Genomic DNA, 22,820 nt, shown 5'->3' on the forward strand with positions numbered 1-22,820 from the left:
AATGAAACGGAAAATAGGTTATATCATTAACCCGATATCGGGTACGAAATCGAAGGACGCGGTTTCCAGCATTATTGCCCGGGAAACCTTGCGGGAAGGGATTCCTTTTGCCTTTTTTCCTTCCGTGGCCAACGGCGATTATTCGTACCTGTATGATACGCTTATTGATGAAAAATACACAGATGTTGTGGTGATCGGTGGTGATGGCACGGTAAACCAGGTGGTAGACAGCCTGAAGCACCTGCCGGTGCAATTTGGCATCATCCCCTCCGGATCGGGTAACGGCCTGGCATTTGGAGCCGGGATCCCTAAAACACCGCAAAAAGCGCTGGATATTATTTTCAAAAATAAAAGCATCCCGGTAGACGGGTTCCGCATAAACGGCAAGTTTGCCTGCATGCTTTGTGGCTTAGGCTTTGATGCAAAAGTGGCGCATGATTTTGCCAACCAGCCGCAGCGGGGATTGATGACCTATGTGAACCAGGTTTTTAAAAATTTCTTTGGGGCCAAGCCCTATTCCTTTAAAATAAAGCTGGGCGAAAAACGGTTTGAAACAGAGGCCTACTTCATCAGCATTGCCAACAGCAACCAGTTTGGCAATCATTTTACCATCGCCCCCAAGGCCAGTCTGAGCGATGGTTTGCTGGATGTAGTGATCGTTACCGAGCAATCGAAAATGGCCATGTTGTATAATACGCTCATACAGGTGGGGGGCCGGAACAAGGTACAAACCGTTGAAGAGGTACGGAAAAAGCGGGGCATTATTTATTTTCAAACAGAAACCATCCGTATCAGCAACTGGAGCGAGGCCCCTATGCATATTGACGGGGAACCGGTAAACACCGAGAAAAAACTGAATATCGAAATTGAAAAAAGCTGTTTCCGGCTATTGGTACAATGACAAAGAAAGCACTATCTGATCTGCCCCGCCTGCGGCTTAATTTTCAGCGGGACCTGCTGGAAGCCGGCTGTGATGAAGCCGGCCGGGGATGCTATGCGGGCCCGGTATTTGCGGCGGCGGTTATTCTTCCGAAGCGTTTTCACCATCCCCTGCTCAATGACAGTAAACTGCTAAAGCCGGAGATCCGGACAGAGCTGCGCTACTATATCGAAAAAAAGGCCATTGCTTTTGCGGTGGCCCAGGTAAGTGTGGAGGAGATCGATGCCATCAATATTTTAAAGGCCTCTCAAAAGGCCATGCACCTTGCACTGGACGCCCTCAATCCAACGGCGTCCTTTATTGCCGTAGATGGAAACTATTTTATTCCCTACCGGCAAGTACCGCATACCTGTATTGTTAAAGGCGATGGAAAATATGCGCATATTGCCGCTGCCAGTATCCTGGCCAAAACCTATCGCGACGAATACATGCAACGAATTCACGAAGAATTTCCTCATTACAACTGGGTCTCCAATAAAGGATACGGCACGTTAACACACCGGAAAGCGATCGAGGAAAACGGGATCTGCATACACCACCGGAAAAGTTTTAACATTTTGCCGGGTCAGCCGCCCGCTCCTGAAGACGAATGGCATTGATTTTGGATATTCAGTTTGTAAAATAAATCTGTATATATGAAAAAAGTGTTTCTTTTAATGATGATTGCGGTATTTGCATTCATCAGTTCCGATGCGCAGCCGCGCCCGCCGAGGCCGCCGCATCCACCCCGGCCACATGCGCCTCATTACAAAAAACCTAAAAAACAGTATCACAAAAAGTATTATAAAAAGCGGCATGCCCATTACCGCCCGGCACGGCGTCCGCATCATCCGCCCCGGCCACCATTGCCACCACGTCCGCCCCTGCCGCCGCATCCATAAAATATACCCGGAATCAGGTATAACAGTATTCCTCGTTTCTTAATAATTTTGGTGGCATTTTTTGAGGATGTTTACTATTTAAATAAAACATATATGAAAAAATCTTTTCTTCTTTTGCTATTAGGAATGGGCCTTTTAAGTGCCTCCTATGCGCAGAGTGCTAAACCAGACGACAAGGACGATAAAAAAACAGAATCGAAATCGGATACAAAAAAATCGAAGAAGGCAGAAAAGGAAACGCCGGAAGAGCGCCATGAGCGGCAGAAAGAGTTCTGGAAAAAAGTGGGCACCAATGAGCGCGATTACTGGAAGGGCGAACACGACCGTCATGTAAAGAACAAAGAAGCGAGAGAGGCAAAGAACGATAAGAGCGACAAAAAAGAAACCGTTTCTAAGGAGTCTGGCGATTCAAAAACAGAGGCCAAGGAAAGTAAGGTAGAGAAAGAAGACCGCCGCCCGCCACATCCGCCCAAGCCACCGAATCCTTTTAAGAAAAAGAAAAAAGATAAGGAGGAGGATAAAACGGAAAGTACCGAATCGGGTTCTTAAATGTTTTAAATTAATTCACAAAAGCACTGGCATTAGCCGGTGCTTTTTTTTGCTCCCCCGCAGGGTCTCTCGCAAAGGCCCTGAGCTATTCCAATGTTACTGCTTCCGGCATCCCTTGTGGGAGACACCGTGACCGGGGCGACAATAATCGCCGTCATTTCGAGCGCAGCCGAGAAATCTTTACGTAAATCTTCAACAAGTAAAAATCCCATTTCATTGCTTGGGTATGCTCGTAGAGACCTCTCCGCTGCGGTCGAGGTGACGATGATCATCGTCATTTCGAGCGTAGCCGAGAAATCTTTACGCCATCATCTTCAATAAGTAAAAAAGCACTTTAATTATGACACAATACCCTTTCGTCACCTTGAGCGCAGCATAGCGAAGCCGAAAGGTCCCCCGATCGTCGGACTGCCTGTATGCACAGAGATCCTTCGGCTCCACTGCGTTACACTCAGGATGACAACAACAAGATCAGTTCCTCCGGTCCAGGCCCCAGATAAGTTTTGTTTGTAAAGTATGCAGGAAGTTATTTTCACTGAGGCGCACCAGCGCAATAGTAAAGGATTCTTTTTTCACCGCCAGCGATACGTTTTTGGTAACAATCTCCTTGCGGGAATCCAGCGCGCAGATGATATCATCCGACCGGCTTTCGATATCAAATGAAATGATGCTGTTGTCGTTGACCACCAGCGAACGCATATTGAGGTGGTGCGGCGCCACTGGTGTGATCACAAAATTGCCCGAATCCGGAAAAACGATCGGACCACCACAACTGAGCGAATAACCGGTAGACCCGGTAGGCGTTGCTACCACCAGACCATCGGCCCAGTATACATTCAGAAATTCCCCGTTGATGTAGGTGTGGATCTTCAGCATGGAAGCCGTATCCCTTTTGTGGATGGCAAATTCATTCAGCCCAAAAGGCTTGTCGCCAAACAACGGCATGTCCGCATCCAGGTGTACCAGTGTCCGCTGTTCGGTTACATAGGTTCTTAAAGCGAGGGACTTTATTGCCAGCCGCAGGTTATCGCGGCCAATGCTGGATAAAAATCCCAGCCGGCCAAAGTTAATGCCCATAATGGCAATGGGCTTATCCATGATCAGTGCTACCGTATCCAGCAGGGTACCATCGCCGCCCAGGCTTACAATACATTCCACGTCCCGGGAAAGATCGGCCGTGTGCTCAAATACGCGGGTCGCCTCATCCAGTCCCACATCCGCTTTGATCTCATCAAAAAACGGGCGAAACACGATATAGCTGAGGCCATAGGCCCGCAGTTCCTGGAAAAACGTTTTTACATCTTCCAGTTGTAACTGATCGATACCACGGCTGTAAACGGCAATAGTCATGCTAATAAATATCCTTCTTCTGTAAATATATACCGTTTTCACCTAAATGGTTGTAGGAGAACTCTACTTTCAATGTGAAGTTATTAACGGTGAAAATATCAAAGCCAATACCGCCGCCAAACAGCAGGCGGTTGGGCATTTTGTTGGTTGGGTTCGGATGCGGATTATATACATAGCCTGCATTCCCAAAGATCTTACTGTAAATCTTCAGCGGAACCGGTACGGGGAACACCCGTTTAAACGGAAGCGAAAAGCTAAAATTGGTCAGCCGGGTGGCCAGCGAGGCATTTACCAACCCACCCGCAACCCCGTCGATCACATAGTACTCATAACCCCGCAGGAACATATCGCCATAACCCAGCAGCTGCTGGTTATAATACGGTTGTTTAAACGGCACTTTGATGGTACCGCTGGCACCGATACTGTAATAGGAAAGCTTACCCAGGCGCCAGTAGCCAATGCTTTTTACGTTGAGTTGCCAAACGTTCATGTCATTGTTAAAGCCCTGCTTCGACAGGAAAATTTCTGCTGCATGGCCCTGAGTAGGATAAGGGGTATAATCCACATTCTGATACCGCATGCGGTAGTAGATCTCGCCATATTTTAATTGCTCGCCACTGCGCTTGATCACATCCGGGTTTAAACGGAATACGGTATCACCCAACCGGAGCGAATGCATACCCAGACCAAAATAATGTGTAGTATAGATCCGTTTCCGGTAAGAAAATTCAAGCTTGCTGTTGAAAAAGTTTCTTAAAAAACTGGAGTCCTTTATAAACTGCTGTTTATCGTGCAGGGTATTGTACAGCACTTCATGGTTCTTGCCCACATCTACCTGAACATTGATGCCCCATTTCTGTCTTTTATCGATGTACGGCCGCTGGTAACCGAAGCTCAGCTGCCGGGTATAACCCGTTATAAAATAAAAACGCAGCTTATCATTATTACCGGTAACGTTATCCCACAACAGTTTTACACCATAATCGATCCGGGCCGTGCTGGCGCCTTTTTCAAACAGCCATTGGTTCAGGTTGCGGTCGATGGGTTTAAAGTATGGCAGGGGCAGCAAGTACCATTTTTCAATCACCTCCACCCGTATATCGATATAGGGCGGATCAAACAACAATACCGATACATTCCCTTTTTGAAACAGGTCCAGGTTCAGGATCCGTGTTTTTGCCAGCTCGAATAGTTCGGGTATATTCCTTAATAAAATAGAATCGCCTCTTTTAAAAGGCAGCTCGCGCAGCAATATAGTATCCCTGGTTTTCCGGTTGCCGTCAAAAATAATATTGCGGATGATGAATTTCTTTTCCAGGGAATGCGGCAGGCTGTCAATACCCGGATCATTTTGTGTAACGGGTGAGGCTTTGTTGACCTCCCTGTTGCCGGTAGGAATGGTATCCTGCTGCGCAAATATAGTTGTGTAGCACCCCGATAAAATAAGGATAAGAAGGAGAACGCTATTTTTCAGGGTTAAAATTTTCACATTAAAAGATCATTACGGGTGCTATATATTCAGGTAGTTCATCAGGTTTTCGTAATTCTCTTTTAGCTCATTGGTGTATAGCTCTTCTCCAAAATAGTACTTAACAAAATAATCATACCGCTGAAAACTAGCTACAATGTCTGATACCTCCAGTTTATTAATCCGAATGGTGACTTCAAGTGCGTTCCGCTCCCGGATGGGCCGGGTATTTAATTGGGTGATCTGCGCATCATTGGCCTCCACAATTTTTGTGATCTCGGCAAAGGAATATTGACTGGACTCAATTTCCAGTACCATCAATGCCCCCGGATCCTGCAACTGCAAAAAGTCCGCTACATAGCCGGCCAGTCTGCCAGATTCGATCGCACCGATAAAGTTATTCTCCTTATCTACCACCGGTACCACTGATAAATGGTTGGCGGTAGCCAGCGCAAAGGCTTTTAAAAAATGTTCGTCTTCTTTTACGGAATAGCTGCGCAGCGGCTGTGGTATTTCGCTAATCAATAACTCGTCATCCACATCCAGCAAGGTGTTTTCATTGACCAGGCCCGCCAGCTTGCCTTCATTGGTTACCGCCAGGTCCATAACATGGTGTTCCTGCATCAGGTTCAATACCTGATAAACGCGGTCCGACAACTTGAGTTGTGGCAATGCTTCAAATGATAAATCTTTAACTAACATGGTACCGTCTGTCTTTACGGGTAAGACAGCTCTCAGGAGACATTTGTTGCAACAGCTCCCAGTCTTTGCAGAAAATTAAGCAAAATTTTATTAAACTCGGCCGGAACTTCCATCATGGGTGCATGGCCGCATTGATCAATAAAATGAAGCTCACTATTTGGGAGTAATTTTTTAAACTCTTCCGCTACAAACGGGGGAGTTACATTGTCGTTTTTGCCCCATATTAAAAGTGCGGGGATCGTGATCCGGCTCAATTCCTCGCCCAGGTTATTGCGGATGGCACTTTTGGCCAGCGCAATGATCTTGATCACTTTTAACCGGTTGTTGGTAATATCAAACACCTCATCTACCAGTTCCTCCGTAGCCATAGCCGGGTCGTAAAAGGTGTACTCCGTTTTTTTGCGGATGTACTCCCGGTCGCCTCTTTTGGGATAGCTGTCGCCCATACCGTTTTCAAAAAGGCCGGAGCTGCCCGTAAGGATCAGTGACTTCACCACTTTGGGTTCGTTCCTTAAAAGATATACCAGCCCCACATGACCGCCCAGGGAGTTACCCAGCAGGTGTACGTCTTCGTAGCCCCGGGTTTCAATAAATTTGTTCACGTACTTGGCCAGGCCACTTACACTGGTGTTGAGGATATCCATTTCCAGCAGCGGAAGCATGGGTACCACAACCTTCACATGATTTTTAAAATAATTGATCAGATCTCCAAAATTGCTCAAAGCTCCAAACAAACCATGCAACAGCACCAGCGTTTGTCCCTCGCCTTCCTCAATGTACCTGAACTTATCGTGCTGTTTTATTTCGTATTCCATTCCTTTGTTTATAGCAATATAGCTGCTAATATATTGATTTTAATAATGAATCAAAATGTTAATTTATATAAAAGTATTAAATTCTATAAAAAAAATACTGTCAAAACAATAGTTAAATTATTAATTTTTCAATTAAAGAACTGCTCCAGTTGCTCAAACAGGTTCCGGAAGGCCGGAATCAGGAGGCCGATGGTATCCATTGCCCGTTTTCCGAAGGATTGGGTAAAACCAAAGGTGGCGGAATCCTTTACCGTGTTTGCAGGCAGCAAATGCAGTTGGTTTAAATAAAATAACAGGATTGAGAACACCGCCAGGTACAACATAGTAAACAGTACCATACCCCCCAGCCGGTTGGCCCATCCCAGCATGATCTTTTCTACCGAAAACTGCAGCAGCTTTGCCAGCCACCGCACCAGCAGGATTACCCCTACCAGTACCACCAGGAAGGCCACCACCGGCAGCCATTTGTCGGACAGTTTTACAATGGTACCGATTTTACCGGCAACTACCGAAGATAATTTCATAGCCGCCGCCAGGCCGATCACCAGTGCCAGGTAGGAGAAAAGCCCTACGATCAACCCCTTCCGGTAGCCTTTCAACAACGCCAGGCATACCAGCACGGCAAAAACAAGATCAATGATCATCCGGTGCTTATTGAGCCAACAGTTCCTTTACCACGGCGGCAATGGTCTTTCCGTCTGCCTTACCGGCCAGCTCTTTTGAGGCCAGTCCCATTACTTTGCCCATATCTGCCGGACCAGCAGCGCCTGTTTGTGCAATAAAACCGGCGATAATGGGTTTTATTTCCTCCACGCTCAGCTGCGCCGGAAGGTATTTTTCCAGCACCTCAATTTCTTCTTTTTCCTTTTGCGCCAGGTCCGGCCGGTTTTGTTTTTCAAAGATCTCCAGCGAATCTTTACGCTGTTTTACAAGCTTTTGCACCAGCTTTATTTCGTCATCGGCAGACAGGCTGTCTTTGGCACCTTCCGCCGTTTTAGCCAGCAAAATAGCGGCTTTAATGGCTCTTAAACTGCGCAATGCTACTTCCTGCTTGCCCAGCATTGCCTTCTTTATATCTTCATTAATGGTTTGTTCCAGTGACATGTTATTGAGTTTTCAGTGTTCAGTCTTTAGTTATCAGCGGTCAGCTATCAGCTTTTAGCATTCAGCCTTTAGCGTTCCGCCTTTTGCATTGCGCATTTAGCGTTAAGCGTTCCGCATTTACGTTGCTTTTTGTTGTTCCAGTTGTTTTTCCTGGAACTTTTTATAAAATTCCTGGGCAAAGTCCTTCAGTTCCTTTACCTGGTCGTGGTACTGGGTGGCACGTCCGTAGGTATCGGCCATGGTCATCATCGACTGGTAAAAGAAATCGGCCATTTCATCCACCATCATTTCCTTGGTCCACAGGTCTATCCGCAGGGCGGCCCGCTCTGCCCCATCCCATAAAGACAGCATGACCGCCTTGGCCCGTTTCTCTTTTTCTGCCGTGCTGGCGGTGGCATTCCAGCTAATATCGGATGGAACCTTGTTTTCATCCAGTTCCACATTTATCGTGATCGTTGATTTCATCGCTGTTTTTATTATTTCTTTAATGACCCAGGTGCTAAAAACCGGTACCCCCGGATACCTTCCGCATCCTGCATTTTTGCGGCTATCGGTGCCCTTCAGGCAGCCGGTTGCAGCACCGCAAATGTAAGCAATCACCATCAGGCCTGCAAAAGCCGCTGTTGAAGCAGGTTTAGCCCCGTTTCCGGCGCCGGTTTTACCGGGTCCTGCTCCAGTTGCAGCACCAGCTGTTGCCGCAGGCCCTCATTTTTATACAGTTCCATCAGTTGCTGCGCCAGGGCGGCTTCATCGGCAAATAACAGGGCCGACGGATGTACCCGGCCCTTTTGTGCCACGGGGGCCATTACCGGCACCTGGCATTGGAGCGCTTCACAGGCGGCAGCGGGAAAACCCGCGTTTTGCTGAAAGGTAACGGCGGCATAGGCCGCGCCCACGGCTGCGGCGTAATCCCCGGGGCCGGCGCTTTCAAACAACACCACATCCTCCCGGTATTTATAGGTATCCAAGGCTGCAAAAACGGCGCTGAATGCGGACCGCGGATGGTTTCCCCCCTGGGTGATGAGCAGCTTCCAGCCGGATTGCTGCATCTTTTTAAAGCGTGAAAAGGCCTTTAACAAGGTCAGCAATTGCCCCCGTGTCCAATGCACATCGGCACAAATAAAAAACTCCCGGCCTTCCGTTACCCGGTCTTTAAAGTCAAATTGAGCATTTATGTCCAGGGGTTTTAAACCCGGTGCCATCAGCCCCTCCACCACCCAAACCTTGTTAGCGTGCACGCCTGAATGTTTTACCAATGCTTCCTTAAGAGCTAGGGAGCTTACCACCAGTCCGGCCGGTTTGTGCAGGGACGGGTGCCCGCTTTTTATATATGCGGCATCATCTGCCACCAGCAAAAACTGGGGCAGTTTTATATTTAACAGCTCTTTTACATCTGCCAGCAGCAGGGCCTGCGCATGGTTCTTTTTCAGCAGGTTGGGCAGGGTCCACTTCTTTTCCAGCGCCCGCCGCAGCCATCCGGACTGCTTTTTAAAAACCGGTATTACCCGCATATCCGGGTGCGGCAGGGCCTGCTCTGCGACAGCAACCGGTGAAAAAACCAGCATTTCCGCGCCTGGCAAATACTGCTGTAAACGATTTATTACCAGGTTATTAAACCGATCTAAAACAAGATCTTTTTTTATATTGCGACTGTAAATTGCTATTGACACTGCTGAATCCGGGGTTCGTTGAAAATTCTGTTCAATTAAATCGATTTTGTCTATCTTTGTGATTAGCTGCAAAGGTATAAGGTATAACGTATCCAAATATTGAACTTACATACATTTGAGCGATCCCAAACATTTTTATGGAATATAATACTACAAGGAATCATCTGACCATACGGGAGTATGGCCGAAATGTGCAGAAGATGGTAGAATACATCTTAACCATTGAAGACCCTGAAAAAAGAAAGAAAAACGCCTATGCCGTTATTGAGTTAATGGGCATCCTGAACCCTTCGTTGAAAAACGTAGAAGATTACAAACATAAATTATGGGACCATCTGTTCCAGATCTCCGAATTTAAGCTGGATGTGGATGCGCCCTATCCCAAACCTACCAAGGAAGAGCTGAGCGCCAAGCCGGATCCCATTCCCTACCCTACCCGCAGCTCCAAGCTGGCGCACCTGGGATCGAACCTGGAGGCCCTTATAGAAAAGGGACTGGAAGAAACAGATCCTGATAAAAAGCAGGGCTTTGCCAACAGCATTGCCTATTACATGAAGCTGGCGTATAGCAACTGGCATAAGGAAATTGTGCATGATGATGCTATCCAAAGCGAGCTGAGCGATATTACCAATGGTCAGCTGGCCTTTACCAATACGCCCAGTGTAAAAGCGTTTCGCCCGGATAATAATAACGGCCGCGATAACAAAAGCAACTTTAACAAGCGCAATAAGTTTCAGCCGCGCAACGGAAACGGCGGCAACAACAACGGAAACAATAACCGCCGCAATAATAACAACAACAACGGCGGTGGCTTTAAAAAGAAGCGTTTTCTTTAGGGTATTTACTAGTAATGATACAGCCCGGTTTTTAGCCGGGCTTTTTTATTGGGGGTGGTTGGTTGTATGGGGACAAGGAGGGCTGGGGGGATAGGGAGGACAATTTGATTTGCCCGGGTGATGCCGGGAACCACCGTAATATTGCCAAAGAAAACAGTTAGCGTAAACCGTTATAAAAGCAACGGGCCCTGCATTGCTGCAAGGCCCGTTGAGGTTGGGGTATCATTAAAAGGTAGGAGCCGTTTGGTTGGTGCCCTTGGTGGGGGTGCAAATCAGCTGGTCGGCCGTATTGCGGAACAGTACATCAATACAAATAGCGCGGTCGTTCCAGGCCTCGGTATTGGTGGTTTTTATACGGTAGATGAGCCAGCGCTCACCGGCATCATCCACCACCGTGTTGGGCGCACCCGGGCCATAAATACCCTTGGCCGGGTCCTGCGCCACCAGGGGGTTATTGCCCGTACTGGTACCCTCCACGGCCTTGGTAAAAGGCCCGGTGGGGGAAGCCGCATAGGCATACCCGATGGCATAACGGGGCAACGCGCCACCCGCACCATTGTACAACATATAGTAGCGGTGACTGGCTTGTGCGTTGGGTGCATAGTATACCAGCGGGTGCTCTATATTGATCTTTTCCCAATCCTGCGTAATCGTAAGCACCTGCTTATCCGTACCCGCTACCGTGTTTAACCCATCGGCGGTAAGCTCCACACAGCGCAGATCCGGCAGGGTACCCGTGCCCACGTTCCGCGCATAGTACAGGTATACCTTACCATTGGCAGGGTCTTTAAACACCGACGGATCGATGACCGGAATATAGCCACCGGAGGCATCCGTTTTCACCACCAGGTTGGCATTGGCATCTGTATACGGACCTTCCGGCGTAGTGGACGTGGCCACACCAATCCGTTTGTTATTGGCGCCCTGCACATAGGTATAATACAGGTTATAGGTGCTGCCGTATTTAAAGCTGCCGGCCGACCAAAAGGAGCCGGTAGCCTTGCTAAAGCCGGATGCGGTTCTCAGGGTCCAGTTTACCAGGTCGGGCGAGGAGTAGATCTTGTATTTATTATCATCCGGGTGCACCAGGTAAAACTTACCGTCTGCCGCCTTAAATACCTGCGGGTCTTTAGGGTCCTGCGCATTCGGTATTACCGGGTTTTGGTATACCGATGCCAATGCCGCCAGCGTTGATTTAGGGTTGGCGGCCCTGGCGGCCGTTAGTTCTGTATCTTTTACGTTTTGTTTGCATGCAGTAAGCAGCAGGCCAAGGAGGAGGATGCCCAGCGTTGTTGTTTTCATTGTTGTAGTTTTAATTTTGTAGTTAAGATGTTCCGCTTACCCGCATCAACAAATAAGCCGGAAACCCGGCGCTATTCCCCGGCTCTGTTTTGGTAACACAAAATTTACAGGGGCCCTACAAATTTTACAGCGGTAAGGTGCAGCGGGCAACTCCGGAATTCATTCCGGAGATGGCACCCGCTAATAAGAGACGGAGTGCCATAGGCAGGGCACATTTTGTGTTGCAGCCGCGGTGCGTGGTCTGCGGCCAAGTTGCGTGCCCTCATGCACCGGCATATATACATGCCGCAGCCCCTACTCCACCTCCCATTCGGCAAAGAGCCAGGCCGCTTCCAGCAGTTTAGAGAGGTAAAACCAATGAGAGAACAGGTCCACTACCACCGGCAGGCTCCAATGGGTGAGGGCATGGTACAGCAGCAGGTGCAGTTCGGCATTCCAGTCGTCACAGCTTTGGTAGCCGAAAAATATTTTCAGCACTTCCTGCAGGTTGGCATGTTCCGCTTCGGATATAAAGTAGGACGTATAACTGGTTTGTTCATAGGGCAGTTTGCTTTTGAGTACGGACAGGTAGCCCGGCCACCCGGCCACGGGCTCCGGCTCCGGATGGGTATAAATATAATGCGCTGCGGTAATAACGGAGTTAATGGCCATAAAGGCACAGCATACGCGGTACACGGGTATATCCGTTTGCGGCTCTTCCCGTTCCATAAACAGCAATACATGCTGTAGTATTTTGCGCAGCTCATGAATTTTACCCGCATGGCTAAAGCAGAGGTAAAAGGCACGGTAGGGATTGGTGGTAGCTTCATTGCACCAGAATTGGGTGTGGAAGGGGTCGGGTGTTCTGGGGTTTTTCATATGTTTTTTGTTTTGGGGTGATAGGTTTTCCGTCATTTCGACCGGAGCGCAGCGTAGTGGAGAAATCTCTGAAGTATTATTATCGCCAGTGCAAGCTGCTGCTATTTGGGGGACATGCGGACACGGGGGACAGCGGGCCGGTGTCGGCTGTTGTTGTGGTAGCGGCCTGCTCTTTGGCGGAGGGAAACCTGTGCGGTCTAACGCCCGCCGCGTACAGACCTCACTGGTCTGGCGTGCCGGGGAAGGCGGTAATGATCTCCCCCGCGGCATCCGCTATTACGGTTATAGTGGTTACCGGCTGGCCGCGGTTGTTATACCCCATGGTGGCCCCGGTATCATATACACGTTGGCAATGGCCGCCGGGTTGCGGCTGCTGCGGTGTTTGCTGCCCCGCGTCTTTTATGGCGGCTACAATGGCGGGTATGGGTATGGTAAATTTGCCGGCCAGCGGGTGGCGGGCTACTTTGTGGTAGTGGCGCTCTAATATATGGGCCAGGGCCTTTGCGCTGAGGTACCAGCTTTTGCGCAGCAGCTTTTTACGGTTTTTTACGGGTAGCTGGCGCAGATGCTGCCCCTGCAATTGTTGCAGCCAGGTTTGGGTATCTGCCAGTAAAAAGAGCACGGGCAGCCATTGCTCTTCATTAAAGGGGTGGGTGTTTTGTATAGGTGTAGTAACGGCGTGCATAGCGATGGATTTTAGCAACTGGAAAATTTTTAAAGCCGGACCACCGCACGCAAAAAGAAGCGTGGGTTAGTCCTTATTGTTCCTAAAGGGCTACGACACCCCGACAACGAAATAAGAACGCCCACGCTTTAATCTTTAAATATATGCTATATACAATAAAGAAAAACATGAGCGATTTACCTTATCATCCCGTCGTCATAAAAAGTCGTAGAATTTAGGAACGGAAATAAAGCAAATACGCTAAGTATTTTGCAGTCTATTGCTAAGTACTATTTATCCAAAAGTGTTTCATGGCTTAATCATTTTTTTAAGACTTTCTGTACGAATTTACAGTAAGTCGGACAATATCTCCAAATCTTTTTTCGATTTTCTGGATTTATTTACATTAAACCATTAATTATTTCCAGAAACTATTGAAACCCAATGACAAGACTTGGAGAATATTTACAGGCCCGATCGACTAATAAATCAGAAGTTGCTCGAAAAACCGGTTTAAGCAAGCCTCGGTTAAGTGAATTAACGATCAACCCTACTGCCAAATTAAGGGTTGAAGAATTATACCTGATTGCCCTGGCTATCGGTGTAAAACCGGGTGAATTGTTGGAGTATGTGTGTGAGGGGGTGAAACTGGTGGGGCAGAAATAGCTTTGTGTTTTATCTATTGATTATTTACTGTTCTTGCTTTTATGAAAAAATGGTCCACCGAATATTATATTGCTGTAATAACTGCTGTTGTTGCTTTTTTTGCCGCCAATTTTGCGTTTCTATTTGCCCCGGCTTATGAAAAGAATATAAAATTTGGCTGTGCAGCCGTTATGCTTGTGGTGCTGGCATACATCCTGATACGGAAGAAGAAATAATTCACGTTTGTGAATGTTGTTCAATTTCCAATAGTATTTAGAACGCTATTTATTTTAAGCAGCCAGCATAAAGTTAGCAGCGCTAATAGGAACACCATAACCAGTACTAATATGGTAATACTTTTCTTGCTTGGGTTGTTGGCCTCCAACTTAATTCCCCAAAAACTGATTTTTATATTTTCTTCTTTTGCCATTAAAGGCAAAGGTAATTTGCCTTATTCGTCTAAAAAATAGCAAGAAGTGACTATAGCTGCTTCTCGAGCCATGAAGTTATCTTTATTGATTTTTTGAAGTTAAATAGGTCCTACAACTTTAGTCACTAACTATTACATAAAATGTGTTACCCGTCTTTTTTAAAAGTAAGTCCGTAGCCCCAAGTATTTTTAAATGCTCGCTTTCCTTTTCTATTGCCTTTTTGGAAATACCAGGTTGCACAACATAAATGCTATAATCCAAGTTACAGTATCCTGATGTTATCATATTAGTCAGCGTCCTTAACTCTTCATCACCCCCAATCTCATACCGGCTTTTTTTATATTGGTCCATACGTTTGTTTTGTCGTCTTACCATATGCTGCAAAAGTTCAAATGTATTGTGTTTCCAATGAAAACTCCTTTGAGCTTGACCGCAAACCTCATATAGATCTTTGAGGCGACTCCCACTTTGGGTCTTTGAAGAAAATTTACAATGATAAAGCTCTATCCGAATGTTATTTGTTTCATCAAAGTTAATTGCTATAATATCGCTTGCTTCATTGGCATCATCGTCATCAAATATTAATTTGTAATCTCCTTGAGTTTTAAGTTTATTTATTATATAATACTGAATGGAATCATTTCTTTTTTCCTTTTTTTGTGATTCTTTTTTAATGTTAACCCCATCCCATTTTAAAGGAATTAACTTGCTGGTGTCGAATATTGATATTTTGCCTTTGAAAGAAAAAAATATGTTATTGTACATTTTGGAGTTGTCATGAAACCAAATAATCGGTGGAAATTCATGAAATAGCTGAATGATTTCAATTTGATCGCCTTTATAGTTAATGTTAAATGGCATTCCCGCTATCCGAGAATATTCATATCCTCGGATAGATTTTTTAATGACTAGTCGATATTGTGTTGCAGCTTGATTCGAGAATATTTGAAAATCTAATGAATTATTGCTATAAGCGAGGATAGTCATAGTGAAATCCACAATGGGTGTACCAAGGTACGTTGCCATATTGGAATCTATATATAGTTCTTCGTTCCATTTGATCGCTATGGGTACTTTATCGGAAGGAAAGTTTGTTTTCCTTTCGGGTTTTTGTATGAACTTGAAAATGTTTTTAACATCAATAGTGTCATCCAATAGTTTGTTTCCAAGGGCATCACACCACAAGCAAAATTCGGGAATCGTTTTGACCAACTTGGTCCACACTCGTCCTTTAGATGAGCATCCTATAGTCATTTTTTCTCCATTTTCGTAACCTACGCCAAAAAGGTTTGAGCTGGATTTTGTGTTTTTGTCTAATTCGTCCAATCCACTTATAATACTACTTCCAGCATACATAGTGAAACTAATAGGACCACTTAAAATTGATTTTAAACCCAGATTGAAGAGTTCTAATTGAAAAATGCCATCTAAACATTTATATATTTCAGCTTCATTAAATAAGCTCAAATTTTTACCAACAACAGCTTTTGCAAGTTTGTCGTGAGTAGTGCCATTATTTGTGCTATTGATAAATAACAGCTTTTGCTCAAGATTTAAATAAAGAATGTATAAGTCGTACTCACAAGTTAAGAGGTCTTCAATTTGACCCCATTTAACTGTGTCAGTTTTTTTTGCGATAATTACTAATAGGTTTTCCTCCTCATGTTCAACAGAAACTGTTTCATACTTTTCATTGGTAAAACAAGCGACATAATTTTCCGGCGTCCATTGTATTTCTGTATCATATAGCTTGAATACTACAGTACTCATGGCAGGTGTTATATTCCGAAGTGGGATTTTTGCCGAAATTTCTACATCAGAGAAATTTTGAAAAAAATCCTGCTCTTTTTTTACCGCACCCATGATGTCTTCATTAGCATGTCTAATGATTTTGTCCCAATCAGAATCTTTTTGATATAGTTTTTTCAATGTTCCCTTTAGTTTAGGGTCAGCGATGTTGGCAACTATAGAAGCTTTTCCCAGATTTAAAGACGATTCTCTTGTGAATCTTCCAAAAAACTGAAATGATGTAGTGATGTTTTTGTGAATATCATGTAAGGCACAAATCTTTAATTGCGGTAGGTCAAATCCCTCCCCGAGCATATCTACACATACAATTATTTTATGCTTCCCTGCTACGATATCTTCCAAAATCATCTTCCTTTCGGCAGATTTTATATTGCTATGAATAAAAACCGGATTATATTCTTTGTATGGTTTGTAAATGAACTCAAATATTTCTTCCGCTTTTTTCATTGTGTCAACTCTTGCCATTAATATGTGATCAAGCTTTTCCAATCTGTCGAGTTCTAGCAATGATATAGCCTTTTCGGCTATTTTTTTATCTGCTATTTTGGGATTGAATTCAAGAATAGGATGAAAAATGATGTTTTTATAGTAGTTGTCTTTTTGAGCTAAAGACAGAGGGTAATCATATATAATTTTTCCTGCTAAACGTTTTTTATCGTTTCGGAATGGAGTAGCAGTGAAAAGAAGTATTGGTTTATTTAGTGATTCAATCTGTAATTTGATAATATTCCATTCCTTTGCCTGGCTATGATGGGCCTCATCCATAATTAAATAACCACACCAGTTAAGAAAAAGATCTTTGATTTTAGAATCATCTTTCAAAATCGTTGTGATGATTTGCGGAGTAGATATAATAATATTTGAATTTAGAATACCATTTGCGTCATCAATATTTTTTATACCTGTTTTGAGAAACCCCACTATGGGATTCTTGGCTGTTTGAGCAATAACTTCAAAACCACTATTTTTTAGAATGCCGAGTGTTTTGAATTTATTAAAAATCTGAGTTCTCAATGAATCGGATGGGACTATAACCAATAGTCCTTGGCATTTTTCAGCAACGCTTAGACAAAGCATTGTTTCGGTTTTCCCAGTTCCGGTTGGCATTACAACTAACGCAGGCTTAGGTGAAATACTCCAATGAGCCTGAATCGAATGTAATGCGCCAATTTGAGGAGGCCTAAGACCAAATTGTATTATGTTTCCTGACCTGTCCTTAAGTTCTTTTTTGTAAGTAAAACAATCCTTCCAACTTTCTATAACATTTTGAATAGAGGGCGGTTTAATATACTCTAGTTTCTTTTTACATTTAGAAAGTATTGGAATAGTCAGTTTTTCTTTCGGTTTTTCTATTACAAATGCTGCATCATAATTCGGTGGGATTTGACTTTTATTTGTGGAAATAAAGTATTTGCAACCGTTGTCTGATATGAACTCATATCCAGAGTAGACATCTCCTGAAAATTTTTGCAGAAGGCCTTTCTCCGTTCCGATGAAATACTCTCTACGATTGCCTTTGAATTTGTCTTTATATATGCCATTGAAAGTAATCCACACTTTCTCTTCTGGAAACAAGCGATTCATATTTGGTATTTTATAATAAGCATTAAATCTTATCAGCTAGTAAGTTTTATATTTGAGTTATCCAATAATATCTGGAAAATAAGCCAGCCTCTTATAATGCCTCTTTGTATATCATAAATATAAGTAAAAAAGATCTACCACGCTCAGGCCAAAGGCCTGCGCGGCGCTGTTACTCAGTGTGACCTGCCTTGGGGATATAGCGATTATAAACACCAGCTGCAGGCAGCTGTCAAATAACGGATGGGCACAGGCCAGGAGGGACTGTCTGTTACGTTTGGAAGAAGCATCCGCCAAACTGTAACACTTAATTCAATCCAATATTGTTTTTCAAAATAACCGAGAGCTGGTTGCAGAAATGGAGAAGCGGATGAAGGAATGGAGTAAACCAGGTAAGGCCTAAGTTTCTATTTAAGCCATCTGAGCAAACCCTCCACACCGGAAACCGAATAAATAATAAACCCTATTATTATAACTATAGCGATAATAACTACCCAAACAATTGCTTTTATATTATCAATATCTTTCCTGTACTCGGGAGTTCCATTTACATAATTATAATGGGCTTGCTCTCTAAGCTTGCGCCTGCCATATTTGGTATTGGGATTGTACGGTTTGCGTTGTGTCATGGTTCCAATTTTTAGATCTTATTTTATCTTCTTCTGCTGGGCGCGCTCCTTGTATGAGGACGTACATAGGTACCGTCTTTTCGATAATATCCCTGCACATGAACTGGACCGCCGGTACCGGGCGTATATGTATCAGAACTACCAGAAGATCTGGCTTTATAGGCGCTGTCGTCTTCTGCTCTTTTCTTTTGAAAGTAGGCGATTTTTACTTCATTGCTCTTTTGTTTGTATGCCCGAAATGATGCGCCATACTTCTTTTTATACCTCTTCTTTGATATGGGGCGAGATAATGTAAAACCGTTGGAGCTGGAAATGTATCCAGCTTGGTCTCCATAAATAATTCCATAATTCGACTGTCCGAAGTTTTTCTTTTTCCGCAACAGGAAGTAATTATATGGAGCAACAAAATCTGTATTATATTCTGATTCCAGACTCGAAATAAAATCATTTGAGGAATATTTTACCGGATCTGAACTTTCAACTAAGTAGTACCGGTTGCATGAACTCAGAACAATAATGATTAATAGGATGGTCAAATTTAAAGGTCTCATTGGCAAATTTTTTAAATGTTTTTTATGCGTCTTTTCTTGTAGCCTTTCAGGCTTTTATGTTTAATAGTTCAGCAGGCACAATGCAACAATCTGCCATACGCACTGCATTTTTATTAATATAATAATATCCAGGTCTGCATTTCCTGCGTCGGTCTTTTAAAGCGGCAAGGCCGGCTCTTAACCCTTGCTGCCGGGTGATCCGGTATACATACCGGCTACAGGTCTCTTTAAAGAGGCAGCGCCGCCGGTTCTTTTCAGGCGTCAGCCAGTACAATCGTATTATAAGCAGCAGAAAATATCGCATTTAATTTTCTTTAGAAAACACGACCAATTGAAAGAAAGTGGTGGACGTTTTAGCGTTGATACCAAAACACCCGGGATCATCAACTATGGTTTCAAATTTCTCTACCGATTCGAACGTCCAGCCCTGAGATGCAAAATCGTTAATAAGTACTTCCAGCTTTTGTGCCACGCTCCCTGTGGTCTCTTTAACCGTAATATTGGCCACATAAGGCACTACTTTGTACGTTCTCATAATTGCTTTTGATACAAAAGTATCAGCGCTCAAAGAACAAAAATTACGGAAAACCGTAAAGCACATTACTCGCGCAGGCCTCCCGGCCTGTGCGGCGTTGTTACTTAGCTTAATATATTTTGCAGTACAATAATTACAGAAGCCGCTTTAGGTAGCACCCAAGTTACGGGTATGCACAGGCCGGGAGGCCTGCGCAAGAATGCACCTAAAAACAAGATCCCACAGAGCTTCCTCCCTCCCTCGGTCAACCGGGGCCGGTCGGGATGAACGGGAATGCTCCACTATTCATCAAGCTTTATTTTTAACTTTACCTAAAATATATAACCATGAAAAAAGAATTAATCACCGAATTATTACAAAAATTTGAAGCCGCCTGCTATGAAGTAAAAGGCGTGGAATGCTGGAGCGCCCGGGAACTTCAACCTATTTTGGGCTATAGCCGCTGGGAAAATTTTTTGAATGCGCTGGATAAAGCACGTAAATCCTGCGAAGCCGCCGGGGAAGCAGTGACGGATCATTTTCGTGATGTCACGAAAATGATCGAATTGGCTAAGGGAGCACAACGTCCTGTTCTGGATATTGCGCTTACCCGCTACGCCTGCTACCTGGTAGCGCAGAACGGCGACCCCGCTAAGCCGGCCGTTGCGTTTGCTCAAACTTATTTTGCGGTACAAACCCGTAAGCAAGAAATTATTGAACAGCGCCTGCTGGATGTGGCAAGGGTATCGGCCCGGGAGAAGCTGACCAAATCGGAGAAAAAACTGTCGGGCATTATTTACGAGCGTGGGGTGGATGAGCAAAGTTTTGCGTTGATCCGCTCTAAAGGCGACCAGGCCTTGTTTGGCGGCTTTAGCACGGCGGATATGAAGAAGAAGCTGAGCGTACCTGCGAATCGGACCCTGGCGGATTTTTTGCCTACGCTTACCATTAAAGCCAAGGATTTTGCTACAGAGCTCACCAGTCATAACGTAGTGGAAAAAGACCTGAAAGGCGGTCAGCAAATATCAAAAGAGCATGTAGACAATAATAAAGCCGTAAGAGATATGCTGAACGAGCGCGGCGTACAACCGGAAACACTGCCCCCGGCAGAAGACATTGCAAAACTGAGACGTAAGCTGGATGGCGATGCAAAAAAGATATTGAAAGATACCCGGAAAAAGTGAATGGCTTTTGTAGTACCGGCGCTGGCGCGGCGCAGGCCGGGAAGCCTGCGTTTAAAGGTACTGGTACTATTTTGGGGACGGGGAGACCCGGGGGACATAGAGTGTTATGTATGGGGCCGATAGCCCCTGGTGTGGGCGATGGCTGATGCTTATTCCACAGCTGAAGTAAGTGATCCCGCCTTCTGCGGGACAGGCTCCACTCCGCCGCCATAGGCATCCCGAAAACCTCCGGGACCGGATTCATAAAAACCGCCGCAGGAGAGATCCTTCCGCTCGTCCTGCGGGCTCGGTCGGGATGACGATAATACTAATGCCCCCCTACTTTAAAAAGCCGTTGAGGAGGTTCAACAGCGTGGTGGTTTGCTCCATAAGGCTTACATGCCCCTGCCCGGGTACAATGGCCAGCTGGGATGCGGGGGCGGGGCCAAAACCGGCCACCACATTGCCGCCCAGCAGCTGGTAGGTTTTGATGAGCTCCAGTTTATCCAGCCCGTCGTTATCGCCGGCAATGATGAGCACGGGGGCGGTAATTTTTGCAATGTTGGCATCGCCCAGGTTAAAGGGCCGCTGGGCGGAGGCGATCATTTGCTGCAGGAAGGGGATCCATTTTGTGGTATCCGGCGCTACGGCATTGTAGGCGGTGTGCATGGGCGATTGATCAAAAAGCCCGGGCTTCATTTGTTTAAAGGCGGCGTTTACCTGGGGCAGCCAGCCTTCACTTTTATAAGTGGCGGAAATGATGACGAGTTTTTTTACGCGCTTTGGGTGTTGTATGGCAAACTGGTAGGCGATGGCGCCGCCAAAGCTATAGCCCACCACATCCGCACTGTCTATATGCAGGTAATCCATTACGCCGGCCACATCGGCGGCCAGGGTGGCGTGGGACAACGGCCGATCGGAGTACGGGGTGTGGCCGTGCCCCTGCAGCTCCAGCGCAATGACCTTGCGGGTTTTTGAAAGCTCGGGAATAAGCGGACCCCAGTTGCCGTCGATGGTCATAAAAGCGCCGTGCAATAACACCAGGGGCTGACCCTGTCCATATACCTTGTAATAAACCTTGATGCCGTTGAGGGGCGCATAGCCGCTGTCGGCCGGGGTGGGTTGTGCCTGTGATGTAGCTGCTGTAAGCATAATAATGGTGATTAAAAGTAGGGGGTTGAAAATATTGCGGGTATTCATGCTCTTTTTCATAACGACTGTTTTTGCGTTGTATGCCTGTTTTATTGAACCTACAAAGATGGATGGGATTGGGGAATTGGATATTGGGTGAAAACGACAAGTTTGGGGGTGGATTTTGCCGGGGGGTGGCATTGAACGCTGGTAAGTTATGGATGCGCACAGGCCGGGAGGCCTATACGGGAGGAACCTATTCGTTACGCTGCGCTCGCTTCGTTATGCGGGGGCGCTCTATAGCTAAAGCGGCTATTTTAACAGCCTCTTATATTTTAAAATATATCAAATAACACTCATTTGTTTTATCTTTAATGCAGCACTCTTTTTACCAGTAATAAAAACTGCTATATATTAAAACACATCAAAACAACGCAAACAATTTTCCCTAACAATTTAAAACATCCATTATGACAAATGCAACCTTTAACCGGGTAGATGCTACCCTTACCCCCGCTGTTGTACAAACCGTAAAAGACCAGCTGATGGCTATTGAACAGGCCCTACCCTTTTTGGTGGGCCTTACCAACGCAGAGCGCATGGCACTGCCTAAAATTAGTGTGAGCAACAAGGTGTTTACCGAGGATGCCATACAGGCGGCAGCCAATAATGCAGCACTGCTGCCGGCGTTTATAAAAGTGGAGAATATGAAGAAGGACCTGGCTCTGTTCCATGCCCTGGACGAGCTGGTGATGCTGGTGCAGCAACTGGGAGAAAAGCTGGCGGATACGCAGCTACTGGCGGGCAGTGAGGCGTATTCCAGCGCCCTGGCAATGTATAAAATTTTGGGCGCAGCGGCGGAATCGGGCGTGCAGGGCACGAAAACGGTGTATGAGCAGCTGCGGCAGCGGTTTAGCGGTCAGGGTAAAGGTACCGTACCTCCACCTGAAAGCCGGGGGCCGGTACCTAATTCCTAAACCCGTATTGCAAATACCTGGGAGGGCCCGCCTTATAAGGTACCCCACCCACCTTAAAGCTTCGCTCGCGGAGCTTTTTTTTATACCCGGGGGTACCTCTTTACCTCAGCCGCCGGAGCCTGGAGATGGGTACCCCTACCTGTACAGGTGGGTGGGTTTGGGAAAAAGCTAAGGCCGCTTGGGTTTTAGGTAAGATGGGTAGGATTTCAGGTACGGGGCGCAGCCGGATGGGTGGGGCTTTTGCTTTTGG

Annotated in this window: 25 protein-coding genes; 8 read left to right on the forward strand and 17 right to left on the reverse strand. The window is 45.7% G+C overall.

Annotation, left to right across the window (positions count from 1 at the left end):
* Position 1: 1 nt before the first annotated feature.
* The 4 genes from Q1V85_RS20875 (at position 2) to Q1V85_RS20890 (ending at position 2,370) form a co-directional block, all read left to right on the forward strand.
* Positions 2 to 901, forward strand: coding sequence for a YegS/Rv2252/BmrU family lipid kinase (locus Q1V85_RS20875; RefSeq protein WP_300602726.1), 900 nt, complete (start codon positions 2 to 4; stop codon positions 899 to 901).
* The gene (locus Q1V85_RS20880; protein ID WP_300602729.1) at positions 898 to 1,539 is read left to right on the forward strand and encodes a ribonuclease HII; all 642 of its coding nucleotides are present in this window, start codon (positions 898 to 900) and stop codon (positions 1,537 to 1,539) included. The genes Q1V85_RS20875 and Q1V85_RS20880 overlap by 4 nt, the downstream gene beginning before the upstream one ends.
* Positions 1,540 to 1,575: 36 nt before the next feature.
* Positions 1,576 to 1,821: a hypothetical protein gene (locus tag Q1V85_RS20885; protein ID WP_300602732.1), complete on the forward strand. Its 246-nt coding sequence runs from the start codon at positions 1,576 to 1,578 to the stop codon at positions 1,819 to 1,821.
* 93 nt (positions 1,822 to 1,914) lie between these two features.
* Positions 1,915 to 2,370 carry a hypothetical protein gene (locus Q1V85_RS20890; RefSeq protein ID WP_300602735.1) on the forward strand — a complete coding sequence of 152 codons (456 nt, stop codon included), beginning with the start codon at positions 1,915 to 1,917 and terminating at the stop codon, positions 2,368 to 2,370.
* A 471-nt stretch (positions 2,371 to 2,841) separates the two neighbouring features.
* On the opposite strand, the gene Q1V85_RS20895 is transcribed toward Q1V85_RS20890, so the two are convergent.
* The 8 genes from Q1V85_RS20895 to Q1V85_RS20930 form a co-directional block, all read right to left on the reverse strand.
* Entirely contained in the window at positions 2,842 to 3,720 is an 879-nt protein-coding gene (locus Q1V85_RS20895; protein ID WP_300602738.1) for an NAD kinase, read from the reverse strand.
* A 1-nt stretch (position 3,721) separates the two neighbouring features.
* Entirely contained in the window at positions 3,722 to 5,209 is a 1,488-nt protein-coding gene (locus Q1V85_RS20900) for a POTRA domain-containing protein (RefSeq protein WP_300602740.1), read from the reverse strand.
* A gap of 21 nt (positions 5,210 to 5,230) precedes the next feature.
* Complete coding sequence (locus Q1V85_RS20905; RefSeq protein ID WP_300602743.1) at positions 5,231 to 5,890, reverse strand: CBS domain-containing protein; 660 nt, start codon at positions 5,888 to 5,890, stop codon at positions 5,231 to 5,233.
* Positions 5,891 to 5,922: 32 nt separating this feature from the next.
* Positions 5,923 to 6,705 carry an alpha/beta hydrolase gene (locus Q1V85_RS20910; protein ID WP_300602746.1) on the reverse strand — a complete coding sequence of 261 codons (783 nt, stop codon included), beginning with the start codon at positions 6,703 to 6,705 and terminating at the stop codon, positions 5,923 to 5,925.
* 128 nt (positions 6,706 to 6,833) lie between these two features.
* Entirely contained in the window at positions 6,834 to 7,349 is a 516-nt protein-coding gene (locus tag Q1V85_RS20915) for a CvpA family protein (RefSeq protein ID WP_300602749.1), read from the reverse strand.
* A 7-nt stretch (positions 7,350 to 7,356) separates the two neighbouring features.
* Positions 7,357 to 7,809 (reverse strand): GatB/YqeY domain-containing protein, encoded by a 453-nt coding sequence (locus tag Q1V85_RS20920; RefSeq protein ID WP_300602752.1) that lies wholly within the window; start codon positions 7,807 to 7,809, stop codon positions 7,357 to 7,359.
* Positions 7,810 to 7,926: 117 nt separating this feature from the next.
* Positions 7,927 to 8,274 carry a gliding motility protein GldC gene (gldC, locus tag Q1V85_RS20925; RefSeq protein ID WP_300602755.1) on the reverse strand — a complete coding sequence of 116 codons (348 nt, stop codon included), beginning with the start codon at positions 8,272 to 8,274 and terminating at the stop codon, positions 7,927 to 7,929.
* Between the two features lie 137 nt (positions 8,275 to 8,411).
* Positions 8,412 to 9,479 carry a hypothetical protein gene (locus tag Q1V85_RS20930; RefSeq protein WP_300602758.1) on the reverse strand — a complete coding sequence of 356 codons (1,068 nt, stop codon included), beginning with the start codon at positions 9,477 to 9,479 and terminating at the stop codon, positions 8,412 to 8,414.
* 137 nt (positions 9,480 to 9,616) lie between these two features.
* On the opposite strand from Q1V85_RS20930, the gene Q1V85_RS20935 reads away from it, so the two are divergent.
* Positions 9,617 to 10,315, forward strand: coding sequence for a DUF4290 domain-containing protein (locus tag Q1V85_RS20935; protein ID WP_300602760.1), 699 nt, complete (start codon positions 9,617 to 9,619; stop codon positions 10,313 to 10,315).
* 225 nt (positions 10,316 to 10,540) lie between these two features.
* On the opposite strand, the gene Q1V85_RS20940 is transcribed toward Q1V85_RS20935, so the two are convergent.
* The 3 genes from Q1V85_RS20940 to Q1V85_RS20950 form a co-directional block, all read right to left on the reverse strand.
* Positions 10,541 to 11,617: a family 43 glycosylhydrolase gene (locus Q1V85_RS20940; RefSeq protein ID WP_300602763.1), complete on the reverse strand. Its 1,077-nt coding sequence runs from the start codon at positions 11,615 to 11,617 to the stop codon at positions 10,541 to 10,543.
* 294 nt (positions 11,618 to 11,911) lie between these two features.
* On the reverse strand, positions 11,912 to 12,475 hold the full coding sequence (locus Q1V85_RS20945; RefSeq protein ID WP_300602766.1) for a hypothetical protein: 564 nt from the start codon (positions 12,473 to 12,475) through the stop codon (positions 11,912 to 11,914).
* A 220-nt stretch (positions 12,476 to 12,695) separates the two neighbouring features.
* Complete coding sequence (locus tag Q1V85_RS20950) at positions 12,696 to 13,160, reverse strand: hypothetical protein (RefSeq protein ID WP_300602769.1); 465 nt, start codon at positions 13,158 to 13,160, stop codon at positions 12,696 to 12,698.
* A 423-nt stretch (positions 13,161 to 13,583) separates the two neighbouring features.
* Here Q1V85_RS20950 and Q1V85_RS20955 point away from each other — a divergent pair, with 423 nt between their 5' ends.
* A complete protein-coding gene (locus Q1V85_RS20955; RefSeq protein ID WP_300602772.1) occupies positions 13,584 to 13,805 on the forward strand; it encodes a helix-turn-helix transcriptional regulator in 222 nt (73 codons plus the stop codon).
* Positions 13,806 to 14,332: 527 nt separating this feature from the next.
* Here the strand turns inward: Q1V85_RS20955 and Q1V85_RS20960 are convergent.
* The 5 genes from Q1V85_RS20960 to Q1V85_RS20975 form a co-directional block, all read right to left on the reverse strand.
* On the reverse strand, positions 14,333 to 17,608 hold the full coding sequence (locus Q1V85_RS20960) for a DEAD/DEAH box helicase family protein (RefSeq protein WP_300602775.1): 3,276 nt from the start codon (positions 17,606 to 17,608) through the stop codon (positions 14,333 to 14,335).
* A 404-nt stretch (positions 17,609 to 18,012) separates the two neighbouring features.
* A complete protein-coding gene (locus tag Q1V85_RS20965) occupies positions 18,013 to 18,234 on the reverse strand; it encodes a hypothetical protein (RefSeq protein WP_300602778.1) in 222 nt (73 codons plus the stop codon).
* Between the two features lie 23 nt (positions 18,235 to 18,257).
* Positions 18,258 to 18,785: a hypothetical protein gene (locus Q1V85_RS20970; protein WP_300602781.1), complete on the reverse strand. Its 528-nt coding sequence runs from the start codon at positions 18,783 to 18,785 to the stop codon at positions 18,258 to 18,260.
* 46 nt (positions 18,786 to 18,831) lie between these two features.
* Positions 18,832 to 19,089 carry a membrane protein insertion efficiency factor YidD gene (gene yidD, locus Q1V85_RS25250; RefSeq protein ID WP_366914024.1) on the reverse strand — a complete coding sequence of 86 codons (258 nt, stop codon included), beginning with the start codon at positions 19,087 to 19,089 and terminating at the stop codon, positions 18,832 to 18,834.
* The gene (locus Q1V85_RS20975) at positions 19,090 to 19,320 is read right to left on the reverse strand and encodes a hypothetical protein (protein ID WP_300602784.1); all 231 of its coding nucleotides are present in this window, start codon (positions 19,318 to 19,320) and stop codon (positions 19,090 to 19,092) included.
* Positions 19,321 to 19,646: 326 nt separating this feature from the next.
* Here Q1V85_RS20975 and dinD point away from each other — a divergent pair, with 326 nt between their 5' ends.
* Positions 19,647 to 20,483, forward strand: coding sequence for a DNA damage-inducible protein D (dinD, locus tag Q1V85_RS20980; RefSeq protein WP_300602787.1), 837 nt, complete (start codon positions 19,647 to 19,649; stop codon positions 20,481 to 20,483).
* 318 nt (positions 20,484 to 20,801) lie between these two features.
* On the opposite strand, the gene Q1V85_RS20985 is transcribed toward dinD, so the two are convergent.
* Positions 20,802 to 21,674, reverse strand: coding sequence for an alpha/beta hydrolase (locus tag Q1V85_RS20985; RefSeq protein ID WP_300602790.1), 873 nt, complete (start codon positions 21,672 to 21,674; stop codon positions 20,802 to 20,804).
* A gap of 389 nt (positions 21,675 to 22,063) precedes the next feature.
* Between Q1V85_RS20985 and Q1V85_RS20990 the strand changes: the two genes are divergently transcribed.
* Complete coding sequence (locus Q1V85_RS20990) at positions 22,064 to 22,570, forward strand: hypothetical protein (protein WP_300602792.1); 507 nt, start codon at positions 22,064 to 22,066, stop codon at positions 22,568 to 22,570.
* The last annotated feature ends 250 nt before the right edge of the window (positions 22,571 to 22,820 follow it).

This window comes from Niabella sp. (assembly GCF_030150205.1).
Classification (GTDB): domain Bacteria; phylum Bacteroidota; class Bacteroidia; order Chitinophagales; family Chitinophagaceae; genus Niabella.

Coding starts and splice junctions, on each gene's coding strand:
- Q1V85_RS20875 (WP_300602726.1), top strand. CDS start 2: ATGAAACGGAAAATAGGTTATATCATTAACCCGATATCGGGTACGAAA.
- Q1V85_RS20880 (WP_300602729.1), top strand. CDS start 898: ATGACAAAGAAAGCACTATCTGATCTGCCCCGCCTGCGGCTTAATTTT.
- Q1V85_RS20885 (WP_300602732.1), top strand. CDS start 1,576: ATGAAAAAAGTGTTTCTTTTAATGATGATTGCGGTATTTGCATTCATC.
- Q1V85_RS20890 (WP_300602735.1), top strand. CDS start 1,915: ATGAAAAAATCTTTTCTTCTTTTGCTATTAGGAATGGGCCTTTTAAGT.
- Q1V85_RS20895 (WP_300602738.1), bottom strand. CDS start 3,720: ATGACTATTGCCGTTTACAGCCGTGGTATCGATCAGTTACAACTGGAA.
- Q1V85_RS20905 (WP_300602743.1), bottom strand. CDS start 5,890: ATGTTAGTTAAAGATTTATCATTTGAAGCATTGCCACAACTCAAGTTG.
- Q1V85_RS20910 (WP_300602746.1), bottom strand. CDS start 6,705: ATGGAATACGAAATAAAACAGCACGATAAGTTCAGGTACATTGAGGAA.
- Q1V85_RS20915 (WP_300602749.1), bottom strand. CDS start 7,349: ATGATCATTGATCTTGTTTTTGCCGTGCTGGTATGCCTGGCGTTGTTG.
- Q1V85_RS20920 (WP_300602752.1), bottom strand. CDS start 7,809: ATGTCACTGGAACAAACCATTAATGAAGATATAAAGAAGGCAATGCTG.
- gldC (WP_300602755.1), bottom strand. CDS start 8,274: ATGAAATCAACGATCACGATAAATGTGGAACTGGATGAAAACAAGGTT.
- Q1V85_RS20935 (WP_300602760.1), top strand. CDS start 9,617: ATGGAATATAATACTACAAGGAATCATCTGACCATACGGGAGTATGGC.
- Q1V85_RS20940 (WP_300602763.1), bottom strand. CDS start 11,617: ATGAAAACAACAACGCTGGGCATCCTCCTCCTTGGCCTGCTGCTTACT.
- Q1V85_RS20945 (WP_300602766.1), bottom strand. CDS start 12,475: ATGAAAAACCCCAGAACACCCGACCCCTTCCACACCCAATTCTGGTGC.
- Q1V85_RS20950 (WP_300602769.1), bottom strand. CDS start 13,160: ATGCACGCCGTTACTACACCTATACAAAACACCCACCCCTTTAATGAA.
- Q1V85_RS20955 (WP_300602772.1), top strand. CDS start 13,584: ATGACAAGACTTGGAGAATATTTACAGGCCCGATCGACTAATAAATCA.
- Q1V85_RS20960 (WP_300602775.1), bottom strand. CDS start 17,608: ATGAATCGCTTGTTTCCAGAAGAGAAAGTGTGGATTACTTTCAATGGC.
- Q1V85_RS20965 (WP_300602778.1), bottom strand. CDS start 18,234: ATGACACAACGCAAACCGTACAATCCCAATACCAAATATGGCAGGCGC.
- Q1V85_RS20970 (WP_300602781.1), bottom strand. CDS start 18,785: ATGAGACCTTTAAATTTGACCATCCTATTAATCATTATTGTTCTGAGT.
- yidD (WP_366914024.1), bottom strand. CDS start 19,089: ATGCGATATTTTCTGCTGCTTATAATACGATTGTACTGGCTGACGCCT.
- Q1V85_RS20975 (WP_300602784.1), bottom strand. CDS start 19,320: ATGAGAACGTACAAAGTAGTGCCTTATGTGGCCAATATTACGGTTAAA.
- dinD (WP_300602787.1), top strand. CDS start 19,647: ATGAAAAAAGAATTAATCACCGAATTATTACAAAAATTTGAAGCCGCC.
- Q1V85_RS20985 (WP_300602790.1), bottom strand. CDS start 21,674: ATGAAAAAGAGCATGAATACCCGCAATATTTTCAACCCCCTACTTTTA.
- Q1V85_RS20990 (WP_300602792.1), top strand. CDS start 22,064: ATGACAAATGCAACCTTTAACCGGGTAGATGCTACCCTTACCCCCGCT.